The sequence below is a fragment of the Streptomyces sp. RPA4-2 genome, assembly GCF_012273515.2.
GTDB lineage: Bacteria > Actinomycetota > Actinomycetes > Streptomycetales > Streptomycetaceae > Streptomyces > Streptomyces kaempferi.
In genome coordinates this window covers 1,367,212-1,381,417 of record NZ_CP050975.2, presented here as the reverse complement: position 1 = coordinate 1,381,417, position 14,206 = coordinate 1,367,212, and the positions used below count along the sequence as shown (strand labels likewise).

13 protein-coding genes are annotated in these 14,206 nt (G+C 71.5%); 7 read left to right on the top strand and 6 right to left on the bottom strand.

Translation table 11 applies throughout. From position 1 onward, the window contains the following. Nucleotides 1-21 precede the first annotated feature (21 nt). A complete protein-coding gene (locus tag HEP85_RS05580) occupies nt 22-1,377 on the bottom strand; it encodes a dipeptidase (protein ID WP_168526713.1) in 1,356 nt (451 codons plus the stop codon). Between the two features lie 184 nt (nt 1,378-1,561). Between HEP85_RS05580 and HEP85_RS05575 the strand changes: the two genes are divergently transcribed. Next, entirely contained in the window at nt 1,562-2,767 is a 1,206-nt protein-coding gene (locus HEP85_RS05575) for a geranylgeranyl reductase family protein (protein WP_168526711.1), read from the top strand. 341 nt (nt 2,768-3,108) lie between these two features. Here the strand turns inward: HEP85_RS05575 and HEP85_RS05570 are convergent, their stop codons facing one another. Next, nucleotides 3,109-3,558 carry a nitroreductase family deazaflavin-dependent oxidoreductase gene (locus tag HEP85_RS05570; RefSeq protein WP_168526709.1) on the bottom strand — a complete coding sequence of 150 codons (450 nt, stop codon included), beginning with the start codon at nt 3,556-3,558 and terminating at the stop codon, nt 3,109-3,111. 147 nt (nt 3,559-3,705) lie between these two features. On the opposite strand from HEP85_RS05570, the gene HEP85_RS05565 reads away from it, so the two are divergent. From HEP85_RS05565 to HEP85_RS05555, 3 genes are all read left to right on the top strand, one after another. Beyond that, a complete protein-coding gene (locus HEP85_RS05565) occupies nt 3,706-4,443 on the top strand; it encodes a TetR/AcrR family transcriptional regulator (protein ID WP_168526707.1) in 738 nt (245 codons plus the stop codon). Nucleotides 4,444-4,593: 150 nt separating this feature from the next. Then, the gene (locus HEP85_RS05560) at nt 4,594-5,868 is read left to right on the top strand and encodes a sensor histidine kinase (protein ID WP_356011872.1); all 1,275 of its coding nucleotides are present in this window, start codon (nt 4,594-4,596) and stop codon (nt 5,866-5,868) included. Next, the gene (locus HEP85_RS05555) at nt 5,865-6,530 is read left to right on the top strand and encodes a response regulator transcription factor (protein ID WP_168526705.1); all 666 of its coding nucleotides are present in this window, start codon (nt 5,865-5,867) and stop codon (nt 6,528-6,530) included. Before HEP85_RS05560 ends, HEP85_RS05555 begins: the two co-directional genes overlap by 4 nt. Here the strand turns inward: HEP85_RS05555 and HEP85_RS05550 are convergent. Both HEP85_RS05550 and HEP85_RS05545 read right to left on the bottom strand, forming a co-directional pair. Beyond that, complete coding sequence (locus HEP85_RS05550; protein ID WP_168526703.1) at nt 6,491-6,772, bottom strand: DUF6332 family protein; 282 nt, start codon at nt 6,770-6,772, stop codon at nt 6,491-6,493. The genes HEP85_RS05555 and HEP85_RS05550 overlap by 40 nt on opposite strands. Nucleotides 6,773-7,028: 256 nt before the next feature. Beyond that, nucleotides 7,029-8,519 carry an MFS transporter gene (locus tag HEP85_RS05545; RefSeq protein WP_168526700.1) on the bottom strand — a complete coding sequence of 497 codons (1,491 nt, stop codon included), beginning with the start codon at nt 8,517-8,519 and terminating at the stop codon, nt 7,029-7,031. A gap of 84 nt (nt 8,520-8,603) precedes the next feature. Between HEP85_RS05545 and HEP85_RS05540 the strand changes: the two genes are divergently transcribed. Next, nucleotides 8,604-9,041 carry a MarR family winged helix-turn-helix transcriptional regulator gene (locus HEP85_RS05540; protein ID WP_168526699.1) on the top strand — a complete coding sequence of 146 codons (438 nt, stop codon included), beginning with the start codon at nt 8,604-8,606 and terminating at the stop codon, nt 9,039-9,041. On the opposite strand, the gene HEP85_RS05535 is transcribed toward HEP85_RS05540, so the two are convergent. Together HEP85_RS05535 and HEP85_RS05530 are read right to left on the bottom strand one after the other, a co-directional pair. Beyond that, nucleotides 9,028-9,789, bottom strand: coding sequence for a maleylpyruvate isomerase family mycothiol-dependent enzyme (locus HEP85_RS05535; RefSeq protein WP_168526697.1), 762 nt, complete (start codon nt 9,787-9,789; stop codon nt 9,028-9,030). The two genes, HEP85_RS05540 and HEP85_RS05535, sit on opposite strands and share 14 nt — an antisense overlap. A gap of 255 nt (nt 9,790-10,044) precedes the next feature. Next, a complete protein-coding gene (locus HEP85_RS05530) occupies nt 10,045-11,322 on the bottom strand; it encodes an MFS transporter (RefSeq protein WP_168526695.1) in 1,278 nt (425 codons plus the stop codon). Between the two features lie 303 nt (nt 11,323-11,625). Between HEP85_RS05530 and HEP85_RS05525 the strand changes: the two genes are divergently transcribed. Both HEP85_RS05525 and HEP85_RS05520 read left to right on the top strand, forming a co-directional pair. Then, complete coding sequence (locus HEP85_RS05525) at nt 11,626-11,841, top strand: hypothetical protein (protein WP_194280770.1); 216 nt, start codon at nt 11,626-11,628, stop codon at nt 11,839-11,841. Between the two features lie 506 nt (nt 11,842-12,347). Beyond that, nucleotides 12,348-14,075, top strand: a complete 1,728-nt coding sequence (locus HEP85_RS05520; protein WP_365219154.1) for a fatty acyl-AMP ligase — start codon at nt 12,348-12,350, stop codon at nt 14,073-14,075. Nucleotides 14,076-14,206: the final 131 nt, after the last annotated feature.

Below are 14,206 nucleotides of genomic sequence, written 5' to 3'. Positions count from 1 at the left end.
GCGGCCCCCTCCCAGGGCTGCTCAGCTCGCCGCGTACTTCTGCAGGAACAGCGCCTCCGTGACCGACAGACGCTCCAACTCGTCCGGCGAGACGCTCTCGTTCACCGCGTGGATCTGTGCCTCCGGCTCGCTCAGCCCGATGAGGAGGATCTCCGCCCGCGGGTAGAGCGAGGCCAGCGTGTTGCACAGCGGGATGGAGCCGCCCTGGCCCGCCGACTGCATCTTCTCGCCCGGGTACGCGACCGCCATCGCCTCCGCCATCGCCGTGTACGCGGGGCTGGAGGTGTCGGCGCGGAAGGGCTGGCCCTGCCCGATCTGCTCGGTGCTCACCCGCGCGCCCCACGGTGCGTGCGCCTCCAGGTGGGCCTGCAGCAGCTTGGTCGCCTCGGCCGCGTCCGTGCCCGGCGGCACCCGGAGGCTGACCAGCGCACGGGCACCCGCCTGCACGGACGGAGTGGCGCCGACGACGGGCGGGCAGTCGATGCCGAGGACCGTGACGGCCGGACGGGCCCAGATGCGGTCGGCGACCGAACCGGAGCCGATCAGCTCCACCCCGTCGAGCACCTTGGCGTCCTGGCGGAACGCCTCCTCGTCGTACTGCAGGCCCTCCCAGCGCGCGTCACCGCTCAGTCCGTCGACCGTCGTCGAACCGTCCTTCGCGCGCAGTGAGTCCAGGACCCGGATCAGCGCGCCGAGCGCGTCCGGTGCCGCGCCGCCGAACTGCCCCGAGTGCAGGTTGCCTTCGAGGGTGTCGATCCGGACACGTACGAGGGTCATTCCGCGCAGCGTCGAGGTGACCGTGGGCAGACCGAGCCGGAAGTTGCCGACGTCGCCGATGACGATGGTGTCCGCGGCCAGCAGCTCCGGGTGCTCCTCGGCGTACCGCTCGAGTCCGCCCGTGCCCTGTTCCTCCGAACCCTCGACGATGACCTTGACGCTCACCGGAACGCCGCCGTTCGCCTTCAGCGCGCGCAGCGCGAGGAGGTGCATGACCAGGCCGCCCTTGCAGTCGGCGGTCCCGCGCCCGTACCAACGGCCGTCCCGCTCCGTCAGCTCGAACGGCGGAGTGGTCCAGGCGGCCTCGTCCAGCGGCGGCTGCACGTCGTAGTGCGCGTACAGCAGGACGGTCCGCGCGCCCTCGGGCCCGGGCAGGAAGCCGTACACCGACTGCGTCCCGTCCGGGGTGTCGAGCAGTGTCACGTCCTGGAAGCCCTCGGCACGCAGGGTGTCGGCGATCCAGTTGGCCGCGCCCTCGCTCTCGACGCGCGGATACTGGCCGAAGTCCGCCACCGATTTGAAGGCCACCAGTTCGGTGAGCTCCGCCTTTGCCGCGGGCATCAGCGAGGCGACGGTCTCGGCGACCGGATTCGACGACATGGGCACGCTCCTTGTGGGTGCGACGTTGTACTTCTGTGTACGGGTGACCGGGCGGTGCGCACACGCGCACTGGTGTGCAGGGCGCATACGGTGCCGATCCTCCCACAGTGGCCTGCGGCGACGTCCACCGTAGGATGCGGGAGACAGGTGCGGCAGACGGCTGGACTGGGAGCAGTAGACCATCGTGAGCAGCGAGAACTCTTCGGCGGACGACGGACAGATGGTGTGGGACGTCGTCGTGGTCGGCGCGGGGCCAGCGGGCGCCTCGGCCGCCTATGCGGCAGCGGTCGCGGGACGCAGCGTCCTGTTGCTGGAGAAGGCGGAGCTGCCGCGCTACAAAACGTGCGGCGGCGGAATCATCGGCCCCTCGCGCGACGCGCTGCCACCCGGCTTCGAGCTGCCGCTGAGAGACCGCGTGCACGCGGTCACGTTCTCGCTGGACGGCAAGTTCACCCGTACCCGGCGCTCGAAGCAGATGCTGTTCGGGCTGATCAACCGGCCCGAGTTCGACCAGCAGCTCGTCGAGCACGCGCAGAAGGCGGGCGCCGAGCTGCGTACGGGCGTCACGGTCTCGCGGGTCGAGCAGCACGGGTCGGCCGTGCCGGACCGGCGCACCGTCGCCGTCGTGCTGCAGGGAGGCGAGACGGTGCTGACCCGGGCGGTGGTCGGCGCGGACGGCAGCGCCAGCCGCATAGGGGCGCACGTCGGGGTGAAGGTCGACCAGGTCGACCTCGGCCTCGAGGCGGAGATCCCGGTGCCGGAGACAGTCGCCGAGGACTGGCAGGGGCGGGTCCTGATCGACTGGGGTCCCATGCCCGGCAGTTACGGCTGGGTGTTTCCCAAGGGCGACACCCTCACCGTCGGTGTGATCTCCGCCCGCGGTGAAGGCGCGGCCACCAAGCGGTACTTGGAGGACTTCATCGCCCGGCTCGGGCTGGCCGGGTTCGAGCCGAGCATCTCCTCGGGTCACCTGACGCGCTGCCGTGCCGACGACTCGCCGCTGTCGCGCGGGCGGGTGCTCGTGTGCGGGGACGCGGCGGGACTCCTGGAGCCGTGGACGCGCGAGGGCATTTCCTTCGCGCTGCGCTCCGGGCGGCTGGCGGGGGAGTGGGCGGTCCGGATCGCCGAGGCGCACGACGCGGTGGACACCCGCCGCCAGGCGCTCAACTACGCCTTCGCCATCAAGGCCGGGCTCGGCGTGGAGATGAGCGTCGGCAAGCGCATGCTCACCGCTTTCGAGCGGCGGCCGGGCACCCTGCACGCGGTCCTGACCGGCTTCCGGCCCGCCTGGAACGCGTTCGCGCGGATCACGCGCGGCTCGACCACACTGGGCGAACTCGTGCGCTCCCACCCGCTGGCCGGGCGTGCCCTCACCGCACTCGACAAGTGAACCGGACGGCGGTCCAGGCACGTCGAGGGTCGCCTGAACCGGACAGGGAAGGCCTCGGCGAGGCGGGCTCGTGACGGACCGCGGACGCCGGATCGATGATGGGCGGGCGTCGGCTCGTCGGGCCGGGTGGCTGCGTGGGGTACGGTCCGGGTGGTCGGGGTGGGCCGGGATGGTGGTCGGTGCGTGCCGGACGGTGGCCCGAGCGTGTCGGGCCGAACGCCTGGGAGGCGTGGGCCGGTCAGCCGACGGTCCCTCGGCGGCCGGGGCTTCCGTTGCCGGGGCGTCGCGCCGAGCCTTGCCGCGGGTGATGCGGGGGCCGGCCGGATCCCGGGCGGCCGTGGTCAGTTCTTGATCAGGACCCGGAACACCGGGTGGTCGGGGGCGATGCGGCGCAGCTCCTCGTCGGAGGAGTCGGGACCGACGCCCTTGAAGAAGACGCCGACCTCGGCCTTCCAGCGCTTGAGGTAGGCGCGCAGCAGCGGGACCTTGTCGTCGTCGGTGACCTCGGTCGCCGTGAACGTGTCGGCCTCCTTGCCGAGGCGCAGTTCGCCACCGCCCGCGGCCCGCATGTTGTGCGTCCACTGGACGTGGCCACGCGGCGCGACCAGGTAGTACTGCCCGTCCACGGTGAGCAGGTTGACCGGAGTCGTCCGCCATTCGCCGCTCTTGCGGCCGCGGACGGCCAGGCCCCGGGATCCCCAGACGCTGAGACCGCGACGGGTCATCCAGGCCACGGCGCGGTTGAAGACGTTGACGGTGAACCAGCCGGGCTTCTGGACATGCGTGGACATGATGCCCCCTATCGAATGGGAGAGCGCCGCTCGCTTTTGTGAGCACTGCTCTCGCTTGAGAGCAGTCTGCACGAGAGCGGTGATCCAAAGCAAGAGCGGTGCTCTCGTTTGTGTGCAGTGCTCTGGAAACGTGGCAGACTGCCTTCCATGACGACCGCACGAGGAGTACGCGCCCGAGCCAGGATCGAGGTCACCGCGGCCATCAAGGAAGAGGCACGCAGACAACTCGCCGAGGAGGGGGCCGCCAAGCTCTCGCTGCGCGCCGTCGCCCGCGAACTCGGTATGGCCTCCTCCGCGCTCTACCGCTATTTCCCCAGCCGCGACGACCTGTTGACCGCGCTCATCATCGACGCCTACGACTCCCTCGGCGAGAGCGCGGAGACGGCGCATGCCGAGGTCGTGACAGCCGGCCCGCGCGAGCGCTGGATCGCGGTCTGCGTGGCGGCGCGCCACTGGGCGCTGGAGCATCCGCACGAGTACGCGCTCATCTACGGTTCGCCCGTGCCCGGATACACCGCGCCGCAGACCACCGTCCCGGCCGCCTCCCGCGTGGGGCTGCTCCTGATCGGGATCGTCCGCGACGCCCACCAGGGCAAGGGCGTGGCCCGCACCCCGCTGCCCGCCGGGCTGCGGGCGGAGGCGCGGCGGATGGCCGCCGACCTCGCTCCCGACCTCCCGTCCGAGGCCGTCGTGGCACTCGTGGCCGCCTGGTCGCAGCTCTACGGCCTGATCGGGTTCGAGGTCTTCGGGCAGTTCAACAGGGTCGTCGAGGACCGGGAGGAGTTCTTCCGGCACGCGGCGGACCAGCTCGCCCACGCTGTGGGACTGGTGTACCCGGAGCCGGCGGGGGCGACGGGCGGACGGAGTGGCCGGGCCGGCTCCTGAGCCACGGCCATGGGAAGGCCCGGCGCCGCGATGGGACCCCGGTGGTGTGGGGGTGCGGACCGGTGGTGTGCGGCGGGCGGCGCTACTCCGTGGGGAGTACGTGTGATCACCTCGCCCGGCTGACGCGGTCGGCGGCCGGTGCCGTCTAGCGTGACCGTCATGGAAGAGCAGCGAACCCCCAGGTCCCCGGGGTGGGGCGGTGGACCGCCGTGGTGGCGGCACGGGCCCCTGGGTCGGACCGGGCCGCAGGGGTGGACCGGCGGGGATCCCGGGGACTCCGAGGGGCGCGCGGGCCGCCTGCCCTGGCGCTCCACTCTGCTCCTGACCGTCCTCGTGCTCGTCGGCTCGCAGTTCGCCGCGCACGCCCAGGTTGGAGATCGCGCGGCCCTCGACCCCTTCGCGCGGGCTCTGCTGCTCGTGGGGTGCGGTCTGCTGCTGTGGCGGCAGCGGCGTCCGGTGCTCGTCGCCTTCGGCACGGCCACGGTGACCCTGGTCTACCTGGCCGCCGGATACCCGTACGGGCCCGTCTTCGTCACGGCCGCCGTCGGCTGCTTCGGCGCGGTCGTGGCGGGACACCGCCGAGCGGCCTGGGCGGCCATCGGCATGCTCTGGCTCGGCCATCTGCTCATGGCGCACTGGCTCTATCACTGGCTGCCGCCGGCGGGGGACCGGGCGGTCTCCTGGACCCGGGAGATCGGCGTCGCCACCTGGGGCGTGGCGATCGTGGCCGTCTCGGAGCTGGTGCGCGTCCGCCGTGAGCAGTGGGCCCGCGACCGCGCCGAGCGCGCGCAGGCCGCGGCGCGTCGCGCCGACGAGGAGCGGCTGCGGATCGCCCGCGAACTGCACGACGTCCTGGCACACAGCATCTCGGTGATCAATGTCCAGGCGGGTGTCGGCCTCGCGCTGCTCGACTCCGACCCGGAGCAGGCACGCTCGGCGCTCACCACCATCAAGGCGGCGAGCAAGGAGGCGCTCGGCGAGGTCCGGCAGGTACTCGAAACCCTGCGTACCCCCGGAGACGCGCCGCGGGCTCCGGCTCCCGGACTCGACCGGCTCCCCGAGCTCGTCGAGCAGGCGGCGGCCGCCGGCCTGGCCGTTGAGGTCCGGGGCACCCCCCCGAAGCTTCCGCCGGGCATCGACCTCGCCGCGTTCCGGATCGTCCAGGAGGCCCTCACCAATGTCGTGCGGCACTCGGGATCGCGGCACGCGCGTGTGCGGATCGAGCCGGCGGGGGACGCGCTGCGGCTGCGCATCGACGACGACGGACCCGGGACCGGCGCCGACGCGGGCGGCAGCGGGCACGGGCTGGCCGGCATGCGGGAGCGGGCCGTCGCCCTCGGTGGCACGATCGAGGCGGGCGCGCGCGACGACGGTGGCTTCCGCGTACTGGCCGTACTGCCCCTGCAGGTCAAGGAGGACCGGTGATCCGCGTACTGCTCGCCGACGACCAGTCACTGGTCAGGGCAGGCTTCAAGGCGCTGCTCGACGCACAGGCAGACCTGGAGGTGGCCGGTGAGGCGGCAGACGGCGACGAGGCGCTGCGCAAGGTGCGCGCACTGCGGCCCGACGTCGTTCTGATGGACATCCGCATGCCGGTGCTGGACGGGCTGGCCGCGACCCGTCGCATCACCGGCGACCAGGAGCTCAAGGACGTCAAGGTGGTCATGCTCACCACCTTCGAGCTGGACGAGTACGTCTTCGAGGCGATCCGCTCCGGCGCCTCCGGATTCCTTGTCAAGGACACCGAGCCGGACGAACTCCTGCGCGCGGTACGGGCGGTGGTCGAGGGCGACGCGCTGTTGTCGCCGGGGGTGACACGGCGGCTCATCTCCGAGTTCGCGGCCCGGTCGAAGGAGCCCGCGGCGGCCGGCCTCCTCGGCCGGCTCACGGAGCGGGAACGGGAGGTGATGGCGCTGGTCGGCATCGGTCTGTCCAACGACGAGATCGCGAGGCGACTTGTCGTCAGCCCGCTCACCGCCAAGACCCATGTCAGTCGGACCATGGTGAAGCTCGGAGCCCGCGACCGGGCTCAACTGGTCGTGATGGCCTACGAGTCGGGGTTGGTCCGGCCGGGGTGGCTGGGCTGAGCGCCGGCCGCGCGGCCGAAGCGGATCAGCACGGTGACCACCCGTACGGCGAAGAGCGCCACGGCCAGCATTATCCCCGAGGTGATCAGGAACTTCTCGACGGCGAGGGGGAGATGGAACAGCAGCGCGGGGCCGGACACCGCCCCCAACGCGAGCGCCGCCACGAACGCCGCGCTGAGCAACGCGTACCCGATTTCCACGGTGATCGTGTCCCGTTGGTCCTGCGTACGTGTTGGCCTCATCAGGCAAGTGTCCGTGCGGCGCGCCCGGCGGGCAAGGAATGCCCGGCCGGGCGCGTCGAGTTGAGTACGGAACGGGATGAATCGGGTTGAACTGTGGGCTCGTCGGTCGGTGGAGCCGGGGCGATGGTGTGCCCGGTGGCCCGGTGGCCCGGTGGCCCGGTGGCCCGGTGGCCCGGTGGCCCGGGTGGGCCGGGTGGGCCGGGTGGGCCGGGTGGGCCGGGTGGGCCGGTGGGCCGGGTGGGCCCGGCCCACCGGGTCAGTCGCGGACCGGCACCCGCTCCTGCGATGTCTCCTGCGACGTCTGCCGCGCGGACTTGGCGACCACGACGGACCCCCGCGGACGCCGCGTCCGCAGGCCCGGCAGGGTGATCAGCAGTCCCGCCAGGGCGATACCCGTGACCACGAGCAGGCCGGCCCGGTAGCTGTCGAGGACGGCCTGCGGGGAGGAGCCCTCGGAGGAGTTCGCGGTGACGACCGCCGTCACGATCGCCAGGAAGATGGCGCCGCCCACCTGGACCGAGGTGTTGAGCAGGCCCGAGACCATGCCCTGTTCGTGATCGTCGACGCCGTTGGTGGCCTGGATGTTGAGCGACGGGAAGACCAGCGCGCAGGCCGCGCCGATCAGCAGCATCGTGGGCAGGATCACCGACGCGTACACCGGGTCGAGGCTGACGCGCGTGAACAGCGCGTAGCCGAGAACCATCAGCGCGAAGCCCGCGGCGATCAGTCGCGGGGTACCGAAACGGTCCACCACGGCTCCGACCTTGGTCGAGGAGAGCGCGACCAGCGCGCCCGCGGGAAGGAAGGCGAGCGCGGTGTGCAGCGCCGACCAGCCGAGCAGCGACTGCATATAGAGCGTGACCAGGAACTGGAAGCCGACGTACGAGCCGAAGAACGCCATCGCGCCGAGCTGGGCCCTGATCTGGCTGCCGGAGCGCAGCACCCCGAGCCGGATCAGAGGTCCGGGTGAGCGCCGCTCGACCCGGACGAAGACCGTGAGCAGGACGGCGACCGCGAGGAAGGACAGCAGCGTGCGGGCCGAGGCCCAGCCGGCTTGCGGTGCCTGGACGACGGTGAACACGAGCAGCAGCATCGATGCCGTGCCGAGAACCGCGCCCGGGATGTCGTAGCCGTTGTGGTCCTTCTCCCGTTCGCTGCGCGGCAGGAGCTTCATGCCGACGAGGAGCGCGAGGAGCGCGATGGGCGCGGGCAGCAGCATGGTCAGGCGCCAGCTGGCCTCGGTGAGCAGGCCGGACAGGACGAGGCCCATCGAGAAGCCGGTGGCGGCGCAGGTGGTGTAGATCGACAGGGCGCGGTTGCGCAGCGTGCCCTCGGGGAAGGTCGTGGTGATGATCGACAGGCCCGCCGGCGCGGTGAACGCCGCGCTGAGGCCCTTGATGAAGCGGCTGGCGATCAGCAGCGGGCCCGAGTCGACGAGTCCGCCGAGCAGTGAGGCGAGCGCGAAGACTCCCAGGGCCACGAGGAAGACCTGTCGGCGGCCCAACAGGTCGGCGGTGCGTCCGCCGAGCAGGAGCAGTCCGCCGTATCCCAGGATGTAGCCGCTGACGATCCATTGCAGCGTCGAGGTGGAGAGATCGAGTTCGGAGCCGATGGAGGGCAGGGCGACGCCGACCATCGACACGTCCAGCGCGTCCAGGAACATCGCGGCGCAGAGCACCAGCAGGGTGCCCCACAGTCGGGGGGTCCAGCGTCCCAGGGACACGGGGGTGGTGAGCGGGGAGGTCATGCGGAGAGAGTACATGCACATGCATTCAATGCAAATGCATTTAATGCCGATGCAACAAAGAGGATTCTTTGCTACCGTGCGCCCATGGCGGCGGAGAAGGCCGAGCAGGTGCTCGTGGACCAGTGGCGCGACATACTCGCGGTGCATGCGCGCACCCTGTGCGAGGTCGACCGCGTGCTGCACCGACACGGCCTGGGCGCGAGCGACTTCGAGGTGCTCGACGTGCTGGCCGGTGACGCCGAGGCGGACGGCGCCTGCTCCTACCGCGTCCAGGAGATCTCCGACCGCGTGCATCTGAGCCAGAGCGCGCTGTCCCGGCTGGTGGCCCGACTGGAGAAGGACGGCCTCGTGACACGGGGCATGTGCCAGGAGGACCGGCGGGGCGTGCGGGTGTCCCTCACGCCCAAGGGGTTCGACCTGCACCGTGAGGTGCTGCCGCTGCAACGCGCGGTGCTCGCGCGGATGCTGGCGGGCGACCCGACCGCCGGGGACGACCGAACCGCCCGGCTCAGCTCCAGGTGACCGCGGACGTCTCCCGCCACAGCGCGACGAGTGAGCTGTCGCCGGTGACCGTCGGAAACGGCAGCCGGTTCCACAGCGCCAGGTAGAGCCGCGCGGCGGGGCCGGACACCTCGCAGTCGACGTCAGGGTCTTCGTCCTGCCGCGCACCCCGAGCCGGGCCCCGCTCGCTCACGGGCGGTTCGGGTGACAGCCGCAGGGTCCACACCGCGTCTGCGTCCGTGGCCCGCACACGCAGCACGCAGGGCGCCTGTGCGCGTACCTTGCTCCGCGTCCGGCCGTGGAAGCCGCGCAGCAACTCGTCGATCCCGTCCACCGCGAAGTCCGGGGCGACCGCATCCGGCGTCCCGTCGAGCGCGGACTGTGCGTCGACGCGGTGCACGGTCGTCTCGTGCGCCTGTCGCCGAGCCCAGAAGGCGAGCGGCGAGGGAGCGGGCAGAAAGCTCCAGCACTCCACGTCCAACGGCGCGGAGGCGAGGCTGTCGACGAGCCGGCGATGGCCGTCGCGGAACCAGGCCAGGAGTTCGGCGCCGTCGAGTTCGGGCAGCCCGCCGTCCCGTAGATACGCGGTGTGCCCCTCGGTGACGAACGCCCTCGCCCAGCGGTGCACCATGCCCGTGTGCCGTACGAGGTCCCGCACCTGCCAGCCCGGACAGGTCGCCACCTCGGCGTCGGGTCCCGCCCGCTCGGCCGCCGCCGCCAGCGAGCGGCCCTCCGCGTCGAGGGCTTTCACGAATTCCTGAACGTCCATGCGGTGAGTCTGCCGGACGAACCGCGCGGCGAGGAGAGGTTCACGAGGGTGTCCGATCGGCGGTTCGCCGCGTCCGTTCGGCGGCGGCCCAGGCGGCGGCTCAGGCGGCCGAGGCGGTGGGCGGACGGGGTGCCGGGGGTGGCGTTGTAGCTGGTGAGGGTCGGGCCGGATCGGGCCGGGGTCGGGGTCGGCGGGCAGGGTTATGGCCTCGAAGCGGCGGGGAGGTCGCCGACCGAGGACGGTCGGCGGCCGGCGTCAGCCCACCGCGACCCGTCGGGTCGTGAAGCCGATGGCGGCGGCCACGGCGGCCAGGGCGGCCACGCTGGTGAGCGCCGTGGGCAGGGAGAACCAGTCGGCCATGAACCCGATGGCGGGCGGCCCGAGGAGCATGCCGCCGTAGCCGAGTGTGGACGCGGCGGCGACTCCACCGGGTCCGGCCAGGGCGCCCGCGCGTTCGATGGCGACGGGGAAGATGTTGGCGAGGCCGAGCCCCGTGACGGCGAATCCGAGGAGCGCGGCCCACGCGGAGGGGGCGAGCGACCCGAGCAGCATGCCGGCCGCGGCCGTCGCACCGCCCACCACCAGGATCCGGGTCCGCCCGAGCCGCTCCAGCAGCGCCGTCCCACTGAGCCGTCCGATCGTCATGGTGAGCGCGAAACAGGAGTAGCCGGCGGCCGCGACCCCGGGATGGGCGTCGAGGTCCTGTTCGAGGTGGAGCGCCCCCCAGTCGGCCAGGGCTCCCTCGCCGTACGCCGTGCACAGGGCGATCACGCCGAAGACGAGTACCAGGACCCGGATACGGGAGTCCGTGCGGCGGCGTACCCGCTCCTTGGCGGGGCGCCGGCTGCCCGGTGCCGCGTCGTCGTGGGGCGTACGGTTCGGTGCCGCGGGCGCGTCGTCGTGGTGCGGACGGTGGTCCGGTGCCGCCGGAGCCTCCTCACGCAACAGGACGCGTCCCGCCACAGCGGTCACCAACAGGCCGATGAAGGTCAGTCCCAGCAGATGACGGGTGGGGGACAGCGATCCCGCGACGAGTCCGCCGAGGCCCGCGCCGATCATGCCGCCCAGACTGAACGCCGCGTGGAAGCTGGGCATGATCGGCCGTCGCAGTGCGGCCACCAGGTCGACGGCGGCGCTGTTGAACGCGACGTTGATCCCGCCGTAGGCCGAGCCGAACACCAGGAGCACGGCGCCCAGGGCCGCCGCGGAGTGCGTGAGCGGCGGCAGGGCCACGCTCAGCGACAGGATGACGGCACAGACGACGGTCACCGGGTGGTTGCCGAACCGGCGGCACAGCCTCCCGGTGAGCGTCATAGTGATCACCGCGCCGGCCGAGACCCCGAGCAGTGCGAGCCCGAGCGTGCTCGCCGAGGCGCCGGTCTGCTCCTTGATGGCGGGGATACGGACGACCCACCCGGCGAAGACGAACCCGTCGAGGGCGAAGAAGGCGGTCAGGGCTATACGGAGGCGGGTGAGGTCCTTGCCGTTGTCCGGCGCGACGTTGCGCGTTCGGGTTTTGTTTATGTTCGGCACAAACTCACGGTAAGGGGGTGGTTGAGCTGCGGCAAGACCGTTCGCGGGGCAATCGCGAGGGAGGGGAGGGGGAGGGGGAGCGGAGTGGTGGGGGGATCGAGGTGGTGGTCGGGGGTGGGGGTGGTCTATTCGAACTCCCATCCAGCCCCTGTCGTCCCTCTTGAATCCCTTGCGGCGCGGGCGCCCCGTCCCCTAGTGTCCAATCTCGTTGGACAGTTCGTCCGACGGAGTTGGGCACGGCCCGGGGGGAACCTGACCGCGCCCGACGAGCACAAAGCACCGATTCCTTAGGGGGAATTGATCATGATGGATCCTCGTGAACTGGACGCCGAGTCGGCGGAGCTGCTGCCGGGCCGTGAGGCTCTGGGCCGGCTGAAGTTCAGCATCGGCAAGACGGTGAACGTCACCAAGCACGTCGCCAACATCTCCGCGCACAACGAGTCGGCCGCGCTCAACGACCACTCCTCGTGGTCGGTGGCGGACTCGGGTGCAGGGCAGGCCATCAACGTCAGCCAGTAATTCCTCGAGGGCGAGGGTATTCGGCGGACCGCGCATCGCGCGGTCCGCCTCACTCTTGTCCGGAACCCGGGTCGCGGCCTTGGACGCGACGCCGGGCCGGGTGGTGTCCGGGTGGCGGACCGGCCGTATTCCCGCGTTGTCGATGAGCGGGACATTGTTCGAAGTGGGTGACGCGACACACATATTCACATCCTTCCCGGCGCACACCAGCCAATTCAGCTGTCCGGGAACGGTGTTCGGTGGGCGGACCGTGCAATTCCACGATTTGTACTCGGGGTTACATCGGTCGAAGCGATAACTCTTGCTATCGTCCTACTCGTTGGTAGCACGTCGCACGGGGGTCGCGGGGAGCGGGCGGAGGCAGTTCCGTCGCTCCTCGGGCGGGTTGGCCGAGACGGACGTTCTGGCAAGGGGGCCAGGCGGACACGGCATCTGCGCGTATCTGTGACGCGGCCTTCGAACTCCAGTTTTCTCGCTCACTCATCCGAACAGGTGAGACACCTCATATGGCTCGTTCCCTGGTCGATTTACTGACCGCGCACGCCTCCCGACAGCCTGACCGGACCGCCTACCGGTATCTCGTCACGGGCGACTGCGACGGAGAGATCCAGGACATCTCCTACGGACGGCTGGCCGAGCGGTCCCGGGCCGTCGCCGCCTGGTTGCAGGAACGCGGACTGGCCGGTTCCCGCGCGATGCTGCTCTATCCACCCGGACTCGAGTTCATGTCCGGTTATCTGGGCTGTCTTTCGGCCGGAGTCGTCGCCGTGCCGGGTGTGCCTCCGCAGGGACGGTCGCAGAACCACCGTGCCCTGCTCCGGACCAAGCGCCTCATCGCCGACGCGGACGCCAAGGTGATCCTGGGCAGCCGTGACGTGATGGCCGCCCTGGCCGGCATGACGGAGCACCTGCCGGAACTGGCCGGGATGACCTGCGTCGCGACCGAGGACATCCCCGACGAAGCGGCCGGCTCCTGGCGCGAACCCGATCTCACCGCCGACTCCGTCGCCTTCCTCCAGTACACCTCCGGATCCACCTCCGCCCCGCGCGGTGTGATGGTGACCCACGCGAACCTGCTGGACAACGAGCGGGTCATCACGGAGCGGATGGGTCACACCCCCGAGGTGATCGAGGAATACGGCCACGAACTCTTCGTCAGCTGGCTTCCCGTCTACCACGACATGGGACTCATCGGCCCGGTCCTGAACGCGGTGTACCTCGGCGTGACCGCCACGTTCTTCTCGCCGCTGCACTTCCTGCACCGGCCCGAGCGCTGGCCGAAGGCCGTCAGCCACTACCGCGCGCACACCAGCGGCGGCCCCAACTTCGCCTACGAGCTGTGCCTGAAGCACGCGACGCCCGAACTCCTCGACGGGCTCGACCTGAGCCGTTGGCGGGTCGCCTTCAACGGCGCGGAACCGGTGCGGGCCGCCACCCTGCGCCGGTTCACCGAGACCTTCGCGGCCGCGGGTCTCCGCCGGGAGGCCCTCTACCCGTGCTACGGCCTGGCGGAGGCCACCCTGATCGTCACCGGCGGCTCCGTACAGGCCCCGCCCACCCTGGTCGAGTCCCCGGAGACCGGGCCGCGCGCCGGCGCGGCGGACGCGGCGGCGGTCGGCTCCGGCCGGACCGGCCCCGGCACCACCGTGGTCGTCGCCGACCCCGAGCGGCAGGAGGAACTGCCCGAGGGCGAGGTCGGTGAGATCTGGGTCGCCGGCGCGGGCGTCGCCAAGGGCTACTGGCGCAACGCCCTCGCGACCCGGCGGACGTTCCGGGCCACCCTGAAGGACCGCGAGGGTCACTTCCTGCGCACCGGCGACCTCGGTTTCCTGCGGGACGGTGAACTCTTCGTCACCGGCCGCCTGAAGGACCTGCTGGTCATCGGCGGCCGCAACCACTACCCCCAGGACCTGGAACTGTCCGCCGAGATGTCCCACTGGTCGCTGCGGCCCGGCTGTACCGCCGCCTTCTCCGTGGACGCCGGGGAGGAGGAGGGCGAGCAGCCCGTCGTCGTCGCGGAGACGGCGCCGGAGGCGCTCGGCGAGTCGGAGAAGATCGTCGGCCTGATCCGCGGCGCGATCGGGGAGGCCCACGGCCTGCCGGTGCGCGATGTGGTGCTGGTCCACCCCGGCACCATTCCGAAGACGTCCAGCGGGAAGATCCAGCGCCGCGCCACCCGGACGGCGTACCTCGACGGCACCCTCTCCCCAGTGGGCGCGCCCACTTCGGGATGACGGCGGCCGCCGACAGCGTGCCCGCACGCGCCGTCGGGGGTTCCCTGGTCGTCATGTGACGTGCGCCTGGTCGCTCCGCCGTGCGCGGTCCCCGCATCCAGGGGCGTACCGGGCGCGGGCATTCGCCGTCC

Coding starts and splice junctions, on each gene's coding strand:
- HEP85_RS05580 (WP_168526713.1), bottom strand. CDS start 1,377: ATGTCGTCGAATCCGGTCGCCGAGACCGTCGCCTCGCTGATGCCCGCG.
- HEP85_RS05570 (WP_168526709.1), bottom strand. CDS start 3,558: ATGTCCACGCATGTCCAGAAGCCCGGCTGGTTCACCGTCAACGTCTTC.
- HEP85_RS05565 (WP_168526707.1), top strand. CDS start 3,706: ATGACGACCGCACGAGGAGTACGCGCCCGAGCCAGGATCGAGGTCACC.
- HEP85_RS05550 (WP_168526703.1), bottom strand. CDS start 6,772: ATGAGGCCAACACGTACGCAGGACCAACGGGACACGATCACCGTGGAA.
- HEP85_RS05545 (WP_168526700.1), bottom strand. CDS start 8,519: ATGACCTCCCCGCTCACCACCCCCGTGTCCCTGGGACGCTGGACCCCC.
- HEP85_RS05540 (WP_168526699.1), top strand. CDS start 8,604: ATGGCGGCGGAGAAGGCCGAGCAGGTGCTCGTGGACCAGTGGCGCGAC.
- HEP85_RS05535 (WP_168526697.1), bottom strand. CDS start 9,789: ATGGACGTTCAGGAATTCGTGAAAGCCCTCGACGCGGAGGGCCGCTCG.
- HEP85_RS05525 (WP_194280770.1), top strand. CDS start 11,626: ATGATGGATCCTCGTGAACTGGACGCCGAGTCGGCGGAGCTGCTGCCG.
- HEP85_RS05520 (WP_365219154.1), top strand. CDS start 12,348: ATGGCTCGTTCCCTGGTCGATTTACTGACCGCGCACGCCTCCCGACAG.